The 20,477-nt window shown below is 58.2% G+C and carries 20 protein-coding genes; 8 read left to right on the forward strand and 12 right to left on the reverse strand.

The genetic code is table 11. From position 1 onward, the window contains the following. Positions 1-76: 76 nt before the first annotated feature. Positions 77-514 carry a DMT family transporter gene (locus ACR0DT_RS07585; RefSeq protein ID WP_480710124.1) on the forward strand — a complete coding sequence of 146 codons (438 nt, stop codon included), beginning with the start codon at positions 77-79 and terminating at the stop codon, positions 512-514. Here the strand turns inward: ACR0DT_RS07585 and ACR0DT_RS07590 are convergent. Together ACR0DT_RS07590 and ACR0DT_RS07595 are read right to left on the reverse strand one after the other, a co-directional pair. Next, the gene (locus tag ACR0DT_RS07590) at positions 498-1,184 is read right to left on the reverse strand and encodes an ABC transporter ATP-binding protein (protein WP_480710125.1); all 687 of its coding nucleotides are present in this window, start codon (positions 1,182-1,184) and stop codon (positions 498-500) included. The two genes, ACR0DT_RS07585 and ACR0DT_RS07590, sit on opposite strands and share 17 nt — an antisense overlap. Next, a complete protein-coding gene (locus tag ACR0DT_RS07595) occupies positions 1,177-2,472 on the reverse strand; it encodes a lipoprotein-releasing ABC transporter permease subunit (protein ID WP_480710126.1) in 1,296 nt (431 codons plus the stop codon). The genes ACR0DT_RS07590 and ACR0DT_RS07595 overlap by 8 nt, the downstream gene beginning before the upstream one ends. A 380-nt stretch (positions 2,473-2,852) precedes the next feature. Here ACR0DT_RS07595 and ACR0DT_RS07600 point away from each other — a divergent pair, with 380 nt between their 5' ends. After that, positions 2,853-3,212 carry a hypothetical protein gene (locus tag ACR0DT_RS07600; RefSeq protein WP_480710127.1) on the forward strand — a complete coding sequence of 120 codons (360 nt, stop codon included), beginning with the start codon at positions 2,853-2,855 and terminating at the stop codon, positions 3,210-3,212. Here ACR0DT_RS07600 and ACR0DT_RS07605 read toward each other — a convergent pair. Continuing rightward, positions 3,209-4,120, reverse strand: coding sequence for a glycosyltransferase family 2 protein (locus ACR0DT_RS07605; RefSeq protein ID WP_480710128.1), 912 nt, complete (start codon positions 4,118-4,120; stop codon positions 3,209-3,211). The two genes, ACR0DT_RS07600 and ACR0DT_RS07605, sit on opposite strands and share 4 nt — an antisense overlap. Further along, positions 4,104-5,444 (reverse strand): proline--tRNA ligase, encoded by a 1,341-nt coding sequence (gene proS, locus ACR0DT_RS07610; protein ID WP_480710129.1) that lies wholly within the window; start codon positions 5,442-5,444, stop codon positions 4,104-4,106. The genes ACR0DT_RS07605 and proS overlap by 17 nt, the downstream gene beginning before the upstream one ends. A gap of 169 nt (positions 5,445-5,613) precedes the next feature. On the opposite strand from proS, the gene ACR0DT_RS07615 reads away from it, so the two are divergent. The 5 genes from ACR0DT_RS07615 (at position 5,614) to ACR0DT_RS07635 (ending at position 11,401) form a co-directional block, all read left to right on the forward strand. Next, the gene (locus ACR0DT_RS07615) at positions 5,614-6,978 is read left to right on the forward strand and encodes an FAD-dependent oxidoreductase (RefSeq protein WP_480710130.1); all 1,365 of its coding nucleotides are present in this window, start codon (positions 5,614-5,616) and stop codon (positions 6,976-6,978) included. Then, the gene (locus ACR0DT_RS07620; RefSeq protein ID WP_480710131.1) at positions 6,978-7,952 is read left to right on the forward strand and encodes an isopenicillin N synthase family dioxygenase; all 975 of its coding nucleotides are present in this window, start codon (positions 6,978-6,980) and stop codon (positions 7,950-7,952) included. The genes ACR0DT_RS07615 and ACR0DT_RS07620 overlap by 1 nt, the downstream gene beginning before the upstream one ends. A 91-nt stretch (positions 7,953-8,043) precedes the next feature. Then, a complete protein-coding gene (locus ACR0DT_RS07625; RefSeq protein ID WP_480710132.1) occupies positions 8,044-9,117 on the forward strand; it encodes an AI-2E family transporter in 1,074 nt (357 codons plus the stop codon). After that, positions 9,118-9,807, forward strand: coding sequence for a P-loop NTPase family protein (locus tag ACR0DT_RS07630; RefSeq protein WP_480710133.1), 690 nt, complete (start codon positions 9,118-9,120; stop codon positions 9,805-9,807). It begins immediately after the preceding gene. 49 nt (positions 9,808-9,856) lie between these two features. Then, positions 9,857-11,401 carry a Ppx/GppA family phosphatase gene (locus tag ACR0DT_RS07635; RefSeq protein ID WP_480710284.1) on the forward strand — a complete coding sequence of 515 codons (1,545 nt, stop codon included), beginning with the start codon at positions 9,857-9,859 and terminating at the stop codon, positions 11,399-11,401. Here the strand turns inward: ACR0DT_RS07635 and ACR0DT_RS07640 are convergent. The 6 genes from ACR0DT_RS07640 to scpA form a co-directional block, all read right to left on the reverse strand. Then, a complete protein-coding gene (locus ACR0DT_RS07640; protein ID WP_480710285.1) occupies positions 11,398-11,772 on the reverse strand; it encodes a hypothetical protein in 375 nt (124 codons plus the stop codon). The two genes, ACR0DT_RS07635 and ACR0DT_RS07640, sit on opposite strands and share 4 nt — an antisense overlap. 38 nt (positions 11,773-11,810) lie before the next feature. Further along, the gene (locus ACR0DT_RS07645) at positions 11,811-12,788 is read right to left on the reverse strand and encodes an endonuclease/exonuclease/phosphatase family protein (protein ID WP_480710134.1); all 978 of its coding nucleotides are present in this window, start codon (positions 12,786-12,788) and stop codon (positions 11,811-11,813) included. A 4-nt stretch (positions 12,789-12,792) separates the two neighbouring features. Beyond that, positions 12,793-13,473, reverse strand: coding sequence for a TerB family tellurite resistance protein (locus ACR0DT_RS07650; RefSeq protein ID WP_480710135.1), 681 nt, complete (start codon positions 13,471-13,473; stop codon positions 12,793-12,795). A gap of 45 nt (positions 13,474-13,518) precedes the next feature. After that, positions 13,519-14,007 (reverse strand): N-acetyltransferase family protein, encoded by a 489-nt coding sequence (locus tag ACR0DT_RS07655; RefSeq protein ID WP_480710136.1) that lies wholly within the window; start codon positions 14,005-14,007, stop codon positions 13,519-13,521. Beyond that, positions 14,004-14,606: a VOC family protein gene (locus ACR0DT_RS07660; RefSeq protein ID WP_480710137.1), complete on the reverse strand. Its 603-nt coding sequence runs from the start codon at positions 14,604-14,606 to the stop codon at positions 14,004-14,006. The genes ACR0DT_RS07655 and ACR0DT_RS07660 overlap by 4 nt, the downstream gene beginning before the upstream one ends. Before the next feature lie 104 nt (positions 14,607-14,710). Continuing rightward, positions 14,711-16,837: a methylmalonyl-CoA mutase gene (scpA, locus tag ACR0DT_RS07665; protein ID WP_480710138.1), complete on the reverse strand. Its 2,127-nt coding sequence runs from the start codon at positions 16,835-16,837 to the stop codon at positions 14,711-14,713. 168 nt (positions 16,838-17,005) lie between these two features. Between scpA and ACR0DT_RS07670 the strand changes: the two genes are divergently transcribed. After that, positions 17,006-17,452 (forward strand): DUF4174 domain-containing protein, encoded by a 447-nt coding sequence (locus ACR0DT_RS07670; RefSeq protein WP_480710139.1) that lies wholly within the window; start codon positions 17,006-17,008, stop codon positions 17,450-17,452. 76 nt (positions 17,453-17,528) lie between these two features. Here the strand turns inward: ACR0DT_RS07670 and ACR0DT_RS07675 are convergent, their stop codons facing one another. Both ACR0DT_RS07675 and ACR0DT_RS07680 read right to left on the reverse strand, forming a co-directional pair. Next, positions 17,529-19,574: an acetyl-CoA carboxylase biotin carboxylase subunit gene (locus tag ACR0DT_RS07675; protein WP_480710140.1), complete on the reverse strand. Its 2,046-nt coding sequence runs from the start codon at positions 19,572-19,574 to the stop codon at positions 17,529-17,531. Positions 19,575-19,688: 114 nt separating this feature from the next. Next, positions 19,689-19,892, reverse strand: coding sequence for a hypothetical protein (locus tag ACR0DT_RS07680; RefSeq protein ID WP_480710141.1), 204 nt, complete (start codon positions 19,890-19,892; stop codon positions 19,689-19,691). Positions 19,893-20,477: the final 585 nt, after the last annotated feature.

Below are 20,477 nucleotides of genomic sequence, written 5' to 3' on the forward strand. Positions count from 1 at the left end.
GATTGACATATGTAGGCTTGCCCGAAGCGCTGCTTGGCGCAATGATCCAGATCAACGAAGCAGAAGGGTACGGGCAATGACACAATACGCAGCCATCATGCTGGCCGCCGGGATTGGCGTTCCGATTCTTGCCGCGCTTAACGCGGCCCTTGGCAAGCTGATCGGATCTCCGACCACCGCCGCCGTCATCCTGTTCGCCATCGCGTTCGGAGCATCCGCGCTGGTAATGCTTATGTTTCCCGGCATGGGGGCATTGTCCAAAGTCACGCAGGCCCCCAAACACCTTTTATTGGCAGGAGTCCTGATCGCCTTTTACGTCCTGTCGATCACCCATGTCGCACCACATTTCGGCGTCGGCAATGCGGTATTCTTCGTGCTGCTGGGGCAGTTGATCAGCACGGCGGCTATCGACCATTTCGGGCTGTTCGGCGCGCAGGTCACGCCGCTGACAATGGTGCGAGCGGGCGGGATCGCCGTGATGGCTGTAGGCGTAGCGATCACTCAACTGGCTTGAGCACGCCGCTCTCAAGCCGCAACTTCCGGTCCATCCGCGCGGCAAGGTCCATGTTATGGGTGGCGATCAGTGCCGACAGCCCCTCGTCCCGCACCAGCGCCATCAGCGCGTCAAACACCTGATCCGAGGTCTTGGGATCCAGATTGCCGGTTGGCTCATCCGCCAGTAGAACGCGCGGCTTGTTGGCCAGCGCTCGACAAAATGCCACTCGCTGTTGTTCGCCACCAGACAGGGCCGCAGGACGGTGATCGGCGCGGGGTGCAACACCAACGCGGTCTAGCAAAGACATTGCTCGCGTCTGCGCCGCCTTCTCGGACACTCCGTTAGCCAGTTGCGGCAAGGTGATGTTTTCCAGCGCCGTGAATTCGGGCAAAAGGTGGTGAAACTGATAGACAAACCCAACATCCTGCCGCCGCAGTGCGGTGCGTGTCCGATCGCCCTTGTTTTTGACTTTTTGCCCCGCAATCTCGACCGAGCCGCCATCCGGCGTGTCCAATAGTCCGGCAATATGCAGCAGGGTCGATTTGCCCGCCCCGGACGGCGCGACCAGCGCCACAGCTTCGCCCGCGCGTAGTTCCAGATCGGCGCCACGCAGTACCTGAACCTCGCCCGGCGTTCCCTTCAGGTAGGTCTTTGTCAGACCGCTCAACCGTAAAGTCACGTCATTCATAGCGAAGCGCCTCAACCGGATTCAGCCGCGCCGCGCGGCGGGCAGGGAAATAGGTGACGAAGAAAGACAGGCCTAGCGACAAACCAATTGCCTTTAGCACGTCCGACAGATGAAGCTCGGCAGGCAGAGCGTAAATGCCGCGAATAGAAGGGTCCCAGACACCGCCGCCCATGACGTAGTTCACGAACGAAAAGATCGGGTCGATATAGATCGCGAATAAGCAGCCCAGAACAACACCCATTACGGTGCCAATGATCCCAGTAAACGCACCGCAGATAAAAAATACCCGCAGGACCGAGCCCTCGCTCAAGCCGATGGTGCGCAGGATGCCGATATCGCGCCCTTTGTTCTTCACCAGCATGATCAGCCCCGAGACGATATTCATCGCCGCAATCAGCACCAGGATGGACAGGATGATGAACATCACGTTGTCTTCAACCTCCAACGCGCGCAGGAACCCGCCCGAGGCGTCCTGCCAGGTCCAGATCTGGCTGCGCTCACCGGCAGCCTCAAGAATGGGGATCAGGATCGGCGTCAGTTCTTCGGGGCGGTCGACCATCACCTCAATCTCATCCGCCACGCCTTCGCGGTTGAAAAAGCTCTGCGCCTGTTCGAACGGCATGTAAACGCGGGTGCGGTCGATATCGTAGCGCCCAGCCGAAAAAACATAGACCACCCGATACGCATTTACACGCGGAGACGTCCCGAATGCCGTTTTCACCCCGTTGGGGGAGGTCAGTTTTACTGTATCCCCAACAGTTGCCCCAATACTGCGCGCCACCCCCGAACCGATGGCGATGACGTCCTCTCCATTCTGGAATTCAGTCAGATCGCCCACCGCCTGTTCGCTTTCAGCAACGCCGGGCAAGTCCAGCAGATCGTCAGGCTGAATACCAAAGACCTCGACTCCGCTGCTGCGCTCGCGATTGGTAATCAACACCTGCCCTTTGACCAAGGGCGCGGCGCGTTCAACCCCGGGCACCTGGGCGATACGGTCAGCCACGCTGTCATAATCCTCGATGGTGCGATCCAGATTGCCCTGCGTATCAAAATTGCCCGCCGAATAGACGGTGACATGCGCATTGGCCCCCAGAATGGTGCCTACGAATTCGGAACGGAACCCGGAACGGACAGCCAACGTCGCGATCAAGGCAAACACCGCTAGCGTAATTCCGATCAGTGAAATCCAGGTCATCACACTAACACCGCCCTCGGCGCGGCGCGCGCGCAGGTATCGCCAGGCGATCTTCCATTCGAATGGGGCAAAGGGCGGGGGCGTCTTGGCCATGTCTGCTCCGGGCGTTTTTGGTTTGCGCGACCCTTTCGGCATTTGCCGGGATGGTCAAGGTGGTTATGCGCGTCCCGCCCAACGATAGGCAATCTTGCGGCTTCTGTCGGCACGGCTTAGTGCGAATCACTCTCGATATCAGGAGAGGTGCTCTGGCATAAGGAGATAGGCAAGGGCTAACTTATACCCGAAGTTGTGACCCCCTTCACAGACAACCCCCAATTGTTTCAGCTATGAAGTCAATAGGGCCGTTGCGTGAGTTACTGAACTCAAAATGCAACATCAATTAAGCAATTTTATTTCGCCTTTTGCTTATTTTTTAAAACTTTGTCACCCTAGGAGGTAAGGGGGATACCATTTAAAGAGCGGGGGGTTCGCTCATGTTTGTAAAGAGTAATACGGAATTGTTGGACCCGATTTTGGTCCGAAACGCATCTACAGAACTGGATTGTGAGACAGCAGCGCTGTTGCGTGCAACCATTCGCCCTGTTTTCGATACTGCGGCAAGCTGGTCGAATTTAACCGATATCCTGAAAGACAAAGGGTACCGTCTGGCGTTTCGTCAGGGGCGGTTGTGCATCACGGATCGCGCAACCGATGAAAGGATTTGCGGGATACGTTTTCTGGGGTTCGAATTCAAGGAACTGGTCAGGCGTCTGGGCCGTCCGGTTGTCGTGGCACGCGGCAACAGTGCGGATGGTGATATTCTGACGGAACGGCCGGAACCACAGCGAAACTAGTAGCTCCGCCAGAACTGAGCCTTGCGACGCAAGGTTTTCGTCAGGCTGTATAGCGCTGCACGAGCGACGGCGGGCTGAGATAGCGATTTCAGCAAGATAGCCGCTGAAACCTGAACCGGCAGGTGGCCTTGTTTGTACCACCCAAAGCGCTGTGCATCCGAATATCCGGACAGATCACAAAACTGACTGTAATTTTTCAGCCAACAGGTGGCCATTTCAGCCCCGACGGCATCTGTGTCCGCTGACAATCCGCCGATCCGGAACAGCGAGATCGGGGCCTGCAATCGCTGACCAGAATGGCCGGACAGGATCATCCGTAAAACCATGTCATAGTCCGCAACGATACGGAATTGGAGGTCATGACCGCCCAGTTCCTGAAACAGCGCCCTTTTCAGAACCATCGCATTGTGGCCGAAGGGCAGACGCTGCAAGATGGATTTCGGGGTCAGCCGACGGGCGTGACGGCGGTTACCCTCATCGTCAAAAAAGACGGTTTCGCCATACACAAAGTCGGGCTTGTCCGGCTCAATGGCCTTTTGCACCCGAAGCAAGCTGTCGGCATCAGCGATCAGGTCGTCCGAGTTGAGAAACAGAATATACTCGCCAGCACACCGTTCGACCGCCTGGTTCATCGCGTCATAGAGGCTTTTGTCCGCCTCACAGAAATATTGCACCGGAATGGGATTGTTCATGTCCGAGATTTTTTGAATCGCACCGTCTAGCAGGTCTTGCGTACCGTCTCTGGATTGGCCGTCCCAGATGACATGTTCAACGTTGCGAAACTTCTGGGACTGCACGCTGTCCAGGGCGGCGAGGACTTGATCCTCGCGCCCTGCTTCGATCAGGTTCCGTGTAACGGTGACGACCGAGATCAGCGGCCGTTGATCTTTTTCAGGCGATTTGCTCATAGATTTCGGCAACTTTTGTGACAGCGGCCTCGGGGCTCAACTCCTCGCTTTCACCAGTCCGGCGACAGGTCAGTTCAACCACGCCGTTTTTCAGACCACGCGGCCCGACGGTGATACGCCACGGCAAACCGATCAGGTCCATGGTGGCAAACTTGCCCCCTGCCCGCTCGTTACGGTCGTCATACAGAGGTTCAAGCCCCAACGCGGTCAGGGCACCATACAGCTTGTCGCAAGCAGCATCTGCCTCTTCATCGCCCTGCTTGAGGTTGACGATACCGCAATGGAACGGAGTGACACCTTCCGGCCAGATAATGCCTTTGTCGTCATGGCTGGCTTCAATGATGGCACCAATCAGACGGCTCACGCCGATTCCGTGACTACCCATATGGACCGGCGTTGGTTTGCCATCGGGGCCTTGCACGGTTGCACCCATCGCCTCGGAATACTTGGTGCCGAAATAGAAAATTTGGCCAACTTCGATCCCGCGTGCTACGCGGCGGCGTTCCTCGGGGATTTCGTTGAACAGTGCCTCGTCGTGGGTCTCGTCAGTGCGGGCGTATTTCGAGGTGAACTCCTCAAGGATGGCTTGGCACTGCGCACGGTCGTCGTAGTCGATCTGACGGTCGCCAAAGGTCAGGTCGGTGACAGCGCTGTCATAAAACACCTCGGATTCACCTGTGTCAGCCAACACGAGGAATTCATGGGTGTTGTCTCCGCCGATGGGGCCGGAATCCGCGCGCATCGGGATCGCCTGAAGGCCCATGCGTTCGTAGGTGCGCAGGTAGGTGACCAGATGACGGTTATAGGCGTGCAGCGCGTCCTCTTTGGTCAGGTCGAAATTATACCCGTCCTTCATGTAGAACTCGCGCCCGCGCATCACACCGAAACGAGGGCGGATCTCATCGCGGAACTTCCACTGGATTTGATACAGCGTCAGCGGCAGGTCTTTATAACTGTTGACGTGACCGCGGAAGATGTCGGTCACCAGTTCTTCGGCCGTGGGTGTGAACAGCATATCCCGGTCATGCCGGTCCTTCATACGCAGCATTTCCTGACCGTAGTCATCATAACGCCCGGATTCACGCCATAGGTCTGCCGATTGGATAATGGGCATCTGGATCGCGATATGGCCTGCGCGCGCCTGCTCTTCATGGATGATATTTTCCAGCTTGCGCAGCACTTTGAAGCCCAGCGGTAGCCATGAATAAATCCCGGCTGCAGCCTGCTTGATCATCCCGGCGCGCAGCATCAGCCGGTGGCTGACAATCTGGGCCTCGGACGGGTTTTCCTTGAGAACGGGCAGAAAGTAACGGCTGAGGCGCATTGTATGACCTTCACGGGTGAGAATTCGACTTCAAAGGTCCTTATTCCAAAGCCCCGCCGGGGGCAATCGGCCATTGGTGATTTTGCGACCTTGGACCCGTCGGAATTTTGATTGACCCGCCAGCCAAGGTTTTCAATGGTGGCTTAAATGCAAACTCCATGAGGCGCCGATGCAGACCATTCAGGAACCCGCCCGTCAAATCCCCGTAGTTCACAAAACCGACGTTCTGGTCGTGGGCTCTGGCCCCGCGGGGCTGGCCGCTGCCTTGGCCGCAGCGCGAGCAGGCGCCGAAGTGTCTCTGGTCGACCGCTTCGGCTGCATGGGTGGCAATATCACAGCCGTGGGGGTCGAGGGCTTTGCGTGGTACCGCCATGAGAAAACAGTCGAGGCGGGCGGCATTGGTTTAGAATTCGAAACCCGGGCCAGGGATATGGGCGCAGCAGTGCCGGAAAGCCAGTCGCTCAGCTATGAGCTGGACAGCGAAGGGTTCAAGCTGGTGGCCGACAAACTGGTGGAAGAGGCTGGGGTGCATCCGATGCTGCACCGGCAATTCGTCGCTCCGATCATGGATGGCGATCGGATCACCGGCATCATCACCGAATCCAAGGCCGGGCGCGAAGCGATTCTGGCCCGTGTCGTGATCGACGCCACCGGCGATGCCGATGTAGCCCACCGCGCAGGCGCACCGACCCACAAGACCGCGCCCGAAGAGATGATGGCCGCTTCGGTCATGTTCCATCTGGCAGGCGTCGACAAACGTGCCTTTATGGAGGGCGTCAAGGCCGACCCGCAGACCTACAAGGACTGGGGCGGCGGTGGCGAATGGAATATCGAGACCAGCGGTAAAGAGGACGACATGTTCTCGCCCTTCGTCAAGAAACCGTTCCAGCAGGCTATCGAACAGGGTTTGATCCCACCGCACCTAAACACCATCGCGGGCACTTGGGGTGCGATGCACGATACGGGTGAGCTGACTTATATGAACCTGATTCATATGGACGGGATAGACGGCACTGATCCCGATAGTCTGACCCGTGGCGAGATCGAGGGTCGTCGTCAGTCGATGCTGGCCATCGAAGCGCTGCGCCGTTTCATGCCCGGCTGCGAAAACGCCCGGCTGCGGAATTTCGGCATGACCATCGGCATTCGCGACACTCGCAAGATCGACGCGATCTACAATATGACCGAAGACGATGCCCGCCATCAGGGCCGGTTCGAGGACACGATCGGTATTTATCCCGAATTCATCGACGGCTACGGCATTCTGATCCTGCCGACCACGGGTCGGTATATGCATGTGCCCTACCGCTCGATGCTGCCGAAAGGGATCAAGGCGCTGCTGGTTGCAGGCCGGTCACACGGAGCGGACAAGGTGGCCCATGCCGCTACCCGAAACATGTCCTGTTGTGCGGTCATGGGTCAGGGTGCCGGGATTGCAGCGGCTCTGTCGCTGAAAAGCAATCAGGACTTGCATGAGCTGAACCTTGCCCCGGTGCATACCGAACTAGACCGCCAAGGCGTCAGGATCCACTGATGGGCCGCATCCCCACAATCGACATCGCCCCGCTGTTTGACGCGACCGATCCGGGCTATGACCGAACCGTGCAGCAGGTCATGAACGCCTGTACCGATATCGGGTTTCTGTCGATCACCGGAACAGGCATTGCCGCTGACACCGTTCGGAACATGCGCGCCTGCGTGCGGGCCATCTTTGACGTTGAAGAAGATACCAAGTGGGAACAAGCGATCACCCGCGAAAACTATCGCGGGTTCATCCCGCTGGGGTTCTTCACCCCTAACGACGGGTCCGGCAAGGCGGATAAATACGAAGGTTATAAGCTTCACCACGAGGTTGCCAGCGACGCACCGATCCGCAGCGATTGTGCCCTGTACGGTCCGAACGTCTGGCCACCGCAGGTTCCGAACGCGCGTGATGTGATCCTTGACTACTGGTCCCAACTGGATCGGGTCGCGGACGCCCTGCTGGGCGCACTCGAAGCGGGTCTGGGGCTACCCCCACGCCAATTCCGTGACGCCTTCCGCGATCCTATGACCAACATGACCCTGCTGCACTATCCACCTCAGGCCCCGGATGAGGGCGGCTATGGCATACACCCTCACAAGGACACCGACGCTCTGACCATCATCGCCCCCGATCCCGTTGGTGGGCTTGAGGTACAAACCCGCGACGGTGGCTGGGTCAGCCCCGACTGCCCGCCCGGCGGATTTGTCGTCAATATCGGAGATATGCTCGAGCTGTGGTCCGGCGGGCAGCTGAAATCGACGCCGCATCGGGTGGTGAACCGCTCGGGTAAGGAACGTTACTCGTTTCCTTATTTCGCTGTGCCCCGCCACGATGTTGTCGTTGCGCCTTTGGTTGCCCCCCTGCCGGACTTTGACCGACCTGCGGTCCATTGCGGCCACTGGTCGGCTGAAATCTGGCGCACTAACTGGCCCGACGAGGCTGCCCACGAGGCCACACCCGAACTGGGCACGCTTAGCGATTAGCGCCCTGGAAATGCCCGGGCGATGAAGCGCTTGCATCACGAGGCTGCATGCGCCAAGAACACTGGCAAGGGCCAAAAACAAGGGGACAACCATGGCTTTGCCGGTGAAGGATCAGCTCAGATACTGGGGCGTAGCCGCTGCAGTTTTTGTGCTTCTGCTGTGGGCACTTGGCGACGTTTTGTTGCCCTTTGTTATTGGCGGAGCCATCGCGTACTTCCTTGATCCAATTGCAGACCGGCTGGAAAATCTGGGTCTGTCGAGAATGGCCGCAACGGGGATCATCACCATTGTGGGCGTTTTGGGTTTTGTGCTGATGGTTCTGATGGTGGTACCCGCGCTGATTACCCAGTTGATTGATCTGGTCGAGGTCATGCCCAGTCTGCTCAAGCAACTGCGCGGCTTCATCGAAAAGCAATTCCCGTCCCTGCTGGACACCGAATCCAGCTCACACCAGTTCCTCGTGTCGTTGGGCGAGACGCTGCAATCCAAAACCGGAGACGTACTGCAATCCGTCGCCGCTTCGCTGGGGTCAGCTATCAACGTGGTGGTTCTGCTGGTCATCGTGCCGGTGGTAGCCGTGTATCTTTTGCTGGACTGGGATCGCATGATTGCTCGCATCGGAGAGCTGTTGCCCCGCGATCACGCCCCAACAATCAAACGTCTGGCTGGCGAGATTGACGACGTTCTGGCCTCGTTCGTGCGGGGGATGGGCACCGTCTGTCTGATCCTAGGCACCTATTATGCCGTGGCGCTGATGCTCGTTGGCCTGCAATTTGGCCTGATCGTGGGGTTCATCGCCGGGCTTGTGACCTTCATCCCGTACCTGGGTGCTTTGATCGGCGGCACGCTGGCCATTGGCTTGGCGCTGTTTCAGTTCTGGGGTGATTGGGTTCATATCGGGCTGGTCGCGGGCATTTTTGCACTGGGTCAGGTGACCGAGGGGAATTTCCTGACCCCGAAACTGGTCGGCAGCTCGGTCGGGCTGCATCCGGTTTGGCTGTTGCTGGCCCTGTCGGTCTTTGGCGCGCTGTTTGGTTTTGTGGGCATGCTCGTCGCAGTGCCCGTTGCTGCTGCACTAGGCGTAGTGGCCCGGTTCCTTACCTCGATCTATCTGGACAGCCGCCTGTATACCGGTCTCGACGGATTGAAGCAGGAAGACGAGTAAATGGCCCAGCAACTTAGCTTTGATCTACCGGCCAAGACCGCACTGGGCCGCGAGGATTTCTTTGTCTCGCCGGCCAATGCGCTTGCTGTTGCGATGATCTCGGCGACCTCCTGGCCCGGCAATAAGCTGGTGCTCAGCGGCCCTGCCGGGTCTGGTAAAACGCATCTGGCCCATGTTTGGGCCGCCGAAACCGGAGGACGAATCATCCAGGCCTGTGACGTGCGGCACGAGGACGTGCCTGCCTTGGCTCGCACGCCAATTGCGGTAGAAGACGTACCGATGGTCGCGGGCGATCTCGAGCAGCAGAAAACCCTGTTTCACCTGCACAATCTGGTGTTGGCCGAAGGACATGCACTGCTAATGACCGGGCGACTGGCACCAAAGCTGTGGGAATTGCCGCTGCCTGATCTGCAAAGCCGGATCGAGGGCGCACACCACGTGGCACTGGACCCGCCTGACGATGCCCTTCTGGGGGCGGTTCTAGCCAAGCTATTTATCGACCGCCAACTAAACCCCGGGCCTGACGTAATTGCCTATCTCGTCAAACACATGGACCGGCGTTTTGAAACAGCGGCCGAAGTGGTGGCGCGGCTAGATCATCTGGCGTTATTGGAAAAGCGCGAAATCACCCGCGCGCTTGCAATCCGGGTGCTGAACGCGGACATGACCGATGTCGTATCCAACAATTGACCCACACCCGGTGATTTCGCATTCTGGCACCGGAATATCTGGAAAAGACATGGATCAGATCGCAGAAACCGACATCCCGGACTGGGGGCCATTCGGTAAACCGCTGTTCGACAACCCCGAGGCCCGCGCCCTGTCGCGGGTGGGTGTGGTCGACGTCGGATCAAACTCGGTCCGGATGGTGATCTTTGACGGGGCTGCGCGATCCCCGGCTTATTTCTACAACGAAAAGATCATGTGCGAACTGGGCGCGGGCCTTTCGGAGTCTGGATGCCTTAACCCGCTTGGCCGCAAGCGTGCGCTGACGGCATTACGCCGGTTCCAGCATTTGGCCGACGATCTTGACTTGCCCGGCTTGCATGTCGTCGCGACTGCCGCTGTGCGCGAGGCCTCGGATGGGCCGGATTTCTGTAATCAGGTTCATTCAGAAACCGGCCTGACCGTTCAGGTTATTGATGGCGGGGAAGAGGCGCGATTGTCCGCGCAGGGCGTATTGCTGGGTTGGCCTGGCGCTTACGGTTTGATCTGCGACATCGGCGGCTCCTCCATGGAGCTGGCCGAAATTGGTGACGGGCAGGTCGGGCGCCGTTTGACCTCGGCCCTGGGTCCGCTGAAATTGCGTGACATCAAAGGCGGGCGGCGGGCACGCAAAGCCCATATCAAGGCCACCATGGAAGAGCTGCGAGATCAGCTGGGACCACAGCGGGATCGTCTGTTCCTTGTGGGTGGCAGTTGGCGTGCCTTTGCGCGGCTGGACATGCTGCGCCGGGGCTATCCCCTGAACGTGCTGCACGAATACCGCATGACCACAAAGCAGGTTCACGAGACCATAAAGTTCATCGAAAAGGGTGATCCAAACCAGCTGCGCAGCCAGGCGGGCGTCTCTAGCTCCCGCATGGCGCTGATCCCCTATGCGATGGACGTGCTGGCGCGATTGATCCGCACGTTCAAACCCAAGGATATCGCGATCTCAAGCTATGGCATACGTGAGGGGTTGCTGTACGAACAAATGCCGCAGATCCTGCGTGACCGCGACCCGTTGATCGAGGCCAGCCGCTTTTCCGAAGCGAAGGATGCCCGCCTGCCCGGATTTGGCAAACACCTGTACGACTTCGTTATGCCGCTGTTCAAATCAGCACCAGAGGCGCGCGTGCGGCTGATCAAGGCAGCCTGCTTGTTGCATGATGTAAGCTGGCGCGCCCACCCCGATTACCGGGCCGAAATCTGTTTCGACAACGTCACCCGCGCCAATCTGGGCGGGCTGAAACATTCCGAACGGGTCTTTATCGGTCTCGCCTTGCAACACCGCTATCGCAATAAGCGCGAGGGCAATCGGTTCGAGCCGCTGTATAAGCTGCTAGATGAGAAAGAACAGAAACAGGCTGAAATTCTGGGCAAGGCCATGCGGTTTGGAGCCATGCTTTGGATGCACCATGATGCTAAGATGGGCACCCTGCGTTTCTACCCCAAAAAACGCCAACTTGAACTGCGCCTGCCCAAGGCGAGCGAGCCATTGTTCAGTGAGGTCGCCGAAGCGCGCCTGAACTCTTTGGCCAATGCACTTAAGTCAGAAGTCAGCGTCAAAATCCGAGGTTAGATTTCCGTCGCTCCGTCGACTTCTTCCTCGGTTTTCTCTGTTTCGTCTAGCTGTTCCTGAGGCGGCTTTTTACGGATGATGATATCCCCGTTCGGCAATATCTCGGGCGCCTCATAAGCGCTCCAATCCTCAATCTCACCCGCCAGTTCGGTCAGGGCTGGCCCCATCTCTTCAAAGAATGATTGCATCGCCGGGCCAAATTGGCTGACCAGCCCCTGAAGGTCCTCTAGAGCAGGTTCCATTTCCTTGCGCAGCCCCTCAAAGAACAGCTCGGCCCCCTGCTCCATCAGAGATTGGCCGGTGTCTTCTTCGGCTTTTGCGGGCAGAGCCAGTGCAGCTGTCAATGCGCAGATTGGAATGAAATGTTTCATGGAAATGAATATAAGCGCCACCGCCAGTTGATGAAAGGTCACAACGCAATATCCAGTGTAACGGGGAAGTGGTCGGACGCGGTCAGCAAAGCCTGATGTAAGTCTGGCGACGCGCGACAGCCTGCGTCTTTGAACGGATGCCAGATTCGCCACGCCGGATGTTTGGCACGCAGGTTTTCACTGACCATGATGTAGTCCAGCAGCGCCTCAAGGTACTCCCCGCCCTCCCGCGCAAACCGGGCGGTTGACGGCTCCGGATCCGCCACTGCGGCGTGTGGGTCAAACAATCCGGCCTGCAGCAAAATCTCAACCGAGGATCGTCCAAACAGATTTTCGAACTCATCCAGCCCTGGCCCATCATTCAGATCACCCAGCAAGATAACCTGCTCTTCGGCTGCGATATGCGCTTTGACGCGCCGGGACAGCCACACAGCCTGCGCCAATTGTTTGCGGCGGTTCGCGATCGAGATTCGGATCGCCTCATCCCGCGATCCAGCCCCGTGCGGAGCCTTTGACTTTAGATGCGCCCCGATCAAGCAGAGCTGCGCGCCGGACTGGGTCTGCACCGCCAGTTCCATCGGAGGCTTGGAAAAGCGCACGTGATCCTCGGTCGCGTCGATGTCGAGGTCGATATGGAAAACACTATCGAACCGAGGGGCTGTCTCGTTGCCCGCAATCGGATCGTGCCGCGCTTGCAGCACATTCGGATCATAAAGCAGAGCGAGTTCCTGATGGGTATCATTGGCAAACCCCATCACCGCGCGCGAGGTACGCAGGTCAAACGCCTCGGCAAAGTTCTGCAATGCGCGGATGGTGTCTTGTGATTTTCCGGAATTGGGAGCCTCGACGATCAGAATAGCATCCGCGTCGATTGCCGTCAGAACCTTGGCTATGGCCTCGACCTGTTGTGCCTTGGTGACATTGTGACGGCCTGACCACCGGTCATTGAAGACCAGATTGTCGTTGCGATCAAACAAGTTGGCGAACCATTCGATGTTGTAGGTCGCCAACCGCATTCGCTTAGGCACGTGCGCCGTTGATCTCATCCCAGGCGCGATTGATGTCGATCATCTTCTTCTCGGCCAGACGAATGGCTTCCTCGGGCACGCCCCGGGCCATCATCGCGTCGGGATGGGTTTCACGCACAAGTTTTCGCCAAACCTTACGGATATCGGGCAACGGCATGTCATGCGGCACACCCAAAACGGTGTAAGGGTCATTGGGCGCGTCGGGGACAAACCGCGCGCGCAAGGCCATGAACTGAGCATCTGTCTGGCCGAAAATACGACTGACCTGTTCCAGAAACTCGTTCTCGTTCGGGTGATAAAACCCGTCGGCCATGGCGATGTGAAACAACCCCTCCATCAAGTCGCATAGGGTGGTGCTGTCATCGGCAAACATGCGAGCGATCTTGCGGGCATAATCCTGATAGCCGGCAACGTCCGTCCGGGCCATGTCGAACACGCGGGCGGCGCCGGCCTCATCATCGCGGGCAATCTGGAAGACATCGCGGAAAGCCGTGACCTCATCCCGCGTTACCTGCCCGTCAGCCTTCGCCATCTTCGCGCCCAGCGCGATCACGGCAATCGCAAACGCGACCGAACGTTCGGGCGGCGTGCGCAGTTTTTCAAATACGTCCGTCAGGCTTTCGCCTTGGGCAAGCGCACTTAGCGCGTCGGATATACGGGTCCAGATCGACATGCTCGCACCCTAGCGCCGGAAATTGCAACTGTCAGGTGCGACAGATCAATCCGTAGAAATAATTTTCTGCATCAGCACAAGATCCAGCCGTTTGCCCCATTTGGTCCCGACCTCGGGCATGCAGCCGACCTGCACAAACCCCAATGCCGCGTGGAATGCGACCGCACCCGAATTGGCCGAGGAAATTCCGGCGACCAGCACGTGCACGCCATCAGTTCGGGCTGCAACCTCAAGCGCCGACATTAAGGCGCGTCCAACGCTCTGCCCCCGTGCTTTAGGGGCCAATTGAATCGTAAGCTCTCGGCACTGCGCGTAACCCGGTCCAGAGCGGAAAGGGCCATAGGTGGCGAATCCCAACACTTGTCCGTTCTCTTCGGCCACCAAATAGGCGCGTCCCCGGGACGCGACATCCTCTGAGATGCTTTCGACGCTGCGTTCATCCGTGGTGAAGGTGACAAGCGTATCGCGTATGATCGTGTTAGTAATTTCTGCAATTGCAGCGGCGTCCGAGATCTGTGCCCGACGTATTTTCATTCCAACACGCGCGGGCCATGAGGCGTTTCAAACTCGGCCCGCAACGCGGCCGGGCCAGTATCGAACGCCACGGTGTCCAGATTTCCCAGCAACCTAGCCAAATCCAGAGCATCAGGGTGAAAGACCACCAAACGTTTCAACCGACATCCGCTGTCCTGCAGCATCCGCGCCGGATGCAGGTCGCCGTGCCATTGTATAAGCGCCGGCAACAGGTTGTCGAATGGCAACCGTCCATTGGGCGGGACTGCCATTTGCCACCTCAGCGCGCCGCGAGCCAGATCGATGGGCTGCCCCACACCATCGGGAAAGATGGACAGCGCAGCCTGAATATCCGAGACCCGGCATATCCAGTTGGTCAGGCGTGGCTGACCAGTGAAACGATCCAGATCGAACCACCGCGTTCGTTCTATCTTTGGGGCCTCTGGGTCAATTGATATAGCCTCCAGATACAGCCCATCGCGCAGCCCCAGAAGTCGATTATGCGTGCCGAAAGCGTCATGCTTGCCACCCGCTTGCAGAGGCATTCCCAATGCTTGTTCGATATGGGCCGAGGCTTCTTCCAACGTCTCGCCCGCAACGGCCAGATGATCCAGTAACACGTGCGCTCTCCAACAAAAACGACCAGACCCTAATGGATCTGGTCGCATGTTTTCGTCTACGCAGATGAATCACAAGGTTTTTTGGAGAAAAACCTTGATCGATGTCAGCCTTTTGCCTCGCCGATCAGACGCAGGATGTCCTGCGCGGCCTCGGGGATATTGGTACCCGGACCAAAAATCGCCTTCACGCCATGATCATAAAGGAACTGATAGTCCTGCTGCGGGATCACGCCGCCGCAGATCACAATAATATCCTCGGCTCCGGCTTTTTTGAGCTCTTCGACCAGTTGCGGGGCCAACGTCTTGTGCCCTGCGGCCTGCGACGAGATGCCAACCACATGCACATCGTTGTCCACTGCATCCTGTGCCGCTTCAGCAGGTGTCTGGAACAAGGGGCCAACGTCCACGTCAAACCCAATATCGGCGAAGGCCGTGGCGATGACTTTAGCGCCCCTGTCATGTCCGTCCTGCCCCATCTTGACCACTAGTAGGCGGGGGCGACGGCCTTCGGCCTCGGCGAATTCCTCGATGGATTTCTGAATGGCGGCGAAACCTTCATCGCCTTCGTAAGCAGCGCCATAGACACCGGCCAGCGTTTTTACTTCGGCGCGGTGACGACCGAATTCTTTCTCCATTGCCATGCTGATCTCTCCTACGGAAGCGCGGGCGCGGGCGGCCTCGACCGCGGCAGCCAGCAGGTTTCCACCCTCGCGGGCGGTCTTGGTCAGCGCGTCTAGCGCAACCTGGCACGCGGCCTCGTCACGGGTGGCACGAATGCGTTCCAGCCTTGCGACCTGCGCTTCGCGCACGGCAACGTTGTCGACGTCCAGAATGTCGATAGGGTCTTCCTGTTCCTTGCGGTACTTGTTGACGCCGACGATCACCTCGTCGCCCCGGTCGATCATGGCCTGACGGCGTGCGGCGCTTTCTTCGATGCGCAGCTTGGGCATGCCCGAGGCCACCGCCTTGGTCATGCCGCCCATCTCCTCGACTTCTTCCATCAGCGCCCAGGCCTTTTCGACCAGTTCATTGGTCAGGCTTTCGACGTAGTAGGAACCAGCCAGCGGATCGACCACATCGGTCACGCCGGTCTCTTCCTGCAGCACCAACTGAGTGTTACGCGCGATGCGGGCCGAGAAGTCAGTCGGCAGCGCAATCGCCTCGTCCAACGCGTTGGTGTGCAGCGACTGGGTGCCACCCAGAACCGCGCTCATCGCCTCATAGGCGGTGCGGATCACGTTGTTATAAGGGTCCTGTTCCTGAAGCGACACGCCCGACGTTTGACAGTGAGTCCGCAGCATTTTAGACCGCTCGGACTTGGCACCAAACTCGGTCATCACCCGATGCCACAAGGTGCGTGCGGCGCGCAGTTTGGCGATTTCCATGAAGAAGTTCATGCCAATGGCAAAGAAGAAGGACAGACGGCCCGCAAATTTGTCCACGTCCATCCCAGCCTGCGTCGCGGCGCGTACATATTCACGCCCGTCAGCTAGAGTATAGGCGAGTTCCTGGACAAGGTTCGCCCCGGCCTCTTGCATGTGATAGCCCGAGATCGAGATCGAATTGAACTTGGGCATCTCGTTCGACGTAAATTCGATGATATCCGAGATGATCTTCATCGACGGGTTCGGCGGATAGATATAAGTATTACGCACCATGAATTCTTTCAGAATATCGTTCTGAATGGTGCCCGACAGGACCGACTTGTCGTGCCCCTGCTCTTCGCCCGCGACGATAAAGCTGGCCAGGATCGGGATCACCGCCCCGTTCATCGTCATGGAGACCGAGACCTTGTCCAACGGGATACCGTCGAACAGGATTTTCATATCTTCCACACTGTCGATGGCCACACCAGCCTTGCCGACGTCACCAACCACGCGCGGATGGTCACTGTCATAGCCGCGGTGCGTCGCCAGATCGAAAGCAACCGAGACGCCCTGCTGACCTGCGGCCAGATTACGGCGGTAGAAGGCGTTGGATTCCTCGGCAGTCGAGAACCCCGCATACTGGCGGATCGTCCACGGCCGCCCCGCATACATCGTTGCCTTCACCCCGCGCGTAAACGGACCGAACCCAGGCAACGACCCCATATGCGGCAGATCGGCAGTGTCATCCTGCGTATAGAGCGGTTTGACGTCGATGCCTTCCAACGTTTCCTTGGTCAGGTCTTGCAACGGGCGGCCGCGCAGCTCTTTTTCAGCCAGCGCCTGCCAGTCTTTCGTATCGGTCATAGCGATATCCTTTTCTCAATTCGGGTCGCGCTGGGGCTTGGCCTGCGCGTGGTTGTGTTCGGACGGGTCGGCTTAGGCAGCGTAAAACGCAAAATTTTGAACCTTTGATGCAATTCGCCGGTCGCATTCATCGTCGCAGGGGCTATATTCAATTCAACAGGAGGCCCTATGACACGAACGCTTGCCCTTGTTTTCTCGGCACTATTCCCGCTGGTCGCCTTGGCCGCGGACGGATCTGCTCCGGCGGAAGACGAATTTGTTCGCCCCACTGGTGATAGCGATCTCAGTGAGTTTCTTTGGGTCAACCGGCCCATCGTCGTCTTTGCTGACACGCCCGCCGACCCGCGGTTCCAACAACAGATCGACATGCTGGTCGAAGGCGAAGCGGCGATGCGTGACCGGGACGTGATCGTGCTGACTGACACTGACCCGTCGGCCCAGTCCCCGATCCGTTCGCAGCTGCGGCCGCGTGGATTCCAAATGGTGTTCGTCGACAAGGACGGTGTGGTCAAACTGCGCAAACCGTCCCCTTGGAGCGTGCGTGAAATCGGTCGATCCATCGACAAAACTCCCCTGCGCGAACGCGAGATTCGCGAGCGGCGGCAAGGCGGCTGAACGCGTTCGCCACGCCCGAAGGATCCGACACAGAACGCCGGACCCGCTTGGATATGTGGCAAACGCGCAGTCATGATCACTCGAACTCGATGATCACATCGTCCACGGCAAGGCTGTCGCCGGGGCCCGCGTTGACCTTGGCGACCACGCCTTTTTTCTCGGCGCGTAGAATGTTTTCCATCTTCATCGCTTCGACCGTGCACAGAGCCTGACCTTCCTGCACCTCTTGCCCCACTTCGACGTCGATCTTTACGATCAAGCCGGGCATCGGGCAGAGCAGCATTTTCGAAGTGTCGGGCGGCAGTTTCTCGGGCATCAGCTTGGCCAGTTCCGCCTGACGCGGCGTGCGGACATGAACCTTCAGGTCAGCACCGCGATTTCGGATACGGAAACCGCCTGAGATTTTTCCCACCTTCAGTACAAGCGGGCTGCCGTCGACGTCCAGTAATGCAAGCTGATCGCCCGGTGTCCAATCCGATGCAACTCGCATCACCGTACCATCCACGAAGGTTACCGTTGAGCCATCGTGATCCGCATCAATGGCAACCTCGAAATCCTGACCTTGCAGAGTGACAACCCAATCGGTTCCGACCTTGCGCTCGTGATTGTCCATACGGCCCGAAACACGGGTGCGGCGAATCTCGGCAACACGGTGCATCGCCGCGCAGGATGCCGCGATACGACGCAGGTCAGCCTCGGGCAACGTTACACCTTCGAACCCGTCGGGATATTCTTCGGCGATGAAGGCAGTTGTCATGTCACCGCTGACAAATTTTGGATGATCCATCACGGCGGACAGGAACGGCAGGTTGTGGCCGATGCCTTCGACCTCGAAACTGTCCAGCGCCACTCGCATGGCTTCAATCGCGGCTTCACGGGTCGGAGCCCAGGTGCACAGCTTGGCGATCATCGGGTCGTAGTACATGCTGATTTCGCCGCCCTCATAGACACCGGTATCGTTGCGCACGGCAGCTTCGCCATTGGACGCGTCGCCTTGCCACTTGCCATTGTCCAACATTGGACCGGCGGCGGTTTCCTGCGGCGGGCGATAGCGGGTCAGACGGCCAATCGACGGCAGGAAGTTGCGATACGGATCCTCGGCATAAAGACGGTTTTCGATGGCCCAACCGGTCAAGGTCACATCGTCCTGCGTGATCGACAGGGGCTCACCCGCCGCAACACGGATCATCTGCTCGACCAGATCGACGCCGGTAATCAGCTCGGTTACTGGGTGCTCCACCTGCAGGCGCGTGTTCATTTCGAGGAAGTAGAAATTCTTCTCGCCATCCACGATGAATTCCACCGTACCCGCGCTGGCGTAGCTCACAGCCTTTGCCAGGGCGACAGCCTGTTCACCCATCGCCTTGCGAGTTTCAGGATCAAGGAAGGGCGACGGAGCTTCTTCCACCACTTTCTGGTTCCGGCGCTGGATCGAGCATTCGCGTTCACCCAAGTATATCCCGTTGCCGTGGCTGTCGCACAACACTTGAATTTCGATATGGCGCGGCTGGGTCACAAATTTCTCGATGAAAATCCGGTCGTCACCAAACGAGTTCGCTGCCTCGTTCTTGGAGGATTGAAAGCCTTCGCGCGCTTCTTCGTCGTTCCACGCGATCCGCATGCCTTTACCACCGCCACCGGCGCTGGCCTTGATCATGACCGGATAGCCGATGTCGTTCGAGATCTTCACCGCCTCATCCGCGTCTTCGATCAGCCCCATGTAACCAGGGACAGTCGACACGCCCGCGTCCTGAGCGATTTTCTTCGAGGTGATCTTGTCCCCCATGCTTTCAATCGCACCAACCGGGGGGCCGACAAAGGCGACGCCTTCGGCTTCCAGCGCCTCGGCGAATTTGGCGTTTTCCGACAGGAAGCCATAACCGGGATGAACCGCCTGCGCACCGCTTTGGCGGATGGCGTCCATAACCTTGTCGATCACGATATAGGACTGGTTCGCAGGCGGCGGGCCGATATGAACGGCCTCATCCGCCATCGACACATGCAACGCTTGCCTGTCCGCGTCCGAGTATATGGCGACCGTGCCGATACCCATCTTGCGTGCAGTCTTGATGACCCGGCAGGCGATCTCACCCCGGTTGGCGATCAGGATCTTGTTGAACATGGAACGTCCTTTGTCTTGATGTTCTGGAAACGCAAAACGCCGCCGCGGGGCGTAAACCCTGCGACGGCGTGATGCGCGATGACGAACGGGGCGACGGACGCCCCGAGTTTTACGTTAGTAACAGTTCTTCTGCGTTTTGCAGTAAAGCACGTTGCCTGCAGCCCCGACGACGGCGCCAAGCAGCGGGTCGGCACTGACGACGGCTGCGCCAACGGCCCCCGCGCCGCCGCCAAGTAGCGCCTGTTCACCGGTCGAGTCACCGCAGGCCGCAAGACCCGCGCAGGTCGCGACGACCAAGTAGAATTTTGAGAATCGCATGTGTTCTGCCCCTTTAGGTTTCTTGATGCATTGGGACGCAGATGCGGGAACCAAGCGCTGTTATTCAATAACAAGCGATATAATTCGGAATTTTGCGCAGATTTATGCCGCCTTACGCTTGCACTATGCGCAAAGAAAAACGCGGGCAGGATTTTGTGGGTTTCACAAACCTGCCCGCGGAAGGAAGGGGTACGGAATAGTAGGTGCTTGTGCGGCGCAGGCAAAGTAGAGCCGCACGGCCCGTTCACATTGCACGGCGCCAATGAGGCCGCAAACAAAGTATTGTTTCCAGCCAAGATTCCGGCTGGAAATCGCCCATAAGGCGAAACCCCGCGCAGAAACGTGCCGACATCCGGTAGTGCGAACAGAGAGATATCCCCCTCTGACACCGTCACACTTTCGTTACAAATCTCAGTCTCTGCGCAGCTTTCTGCACTTGCATCATCACGATCCGATCGGTTGGCCTTGTATGAAAAAGTATTCACGAACGGATGGTTAACTGATCTGTTCACCTTGGCGTGTAAAATCCAACCATTTTGAACAAAATTGCTTGAGAAAAACGGAGCTTTTTCTACCGTTCTCGTG

It is taken from the genome of Ruegeria sp. BI11 (assembly GCF_056538005.1).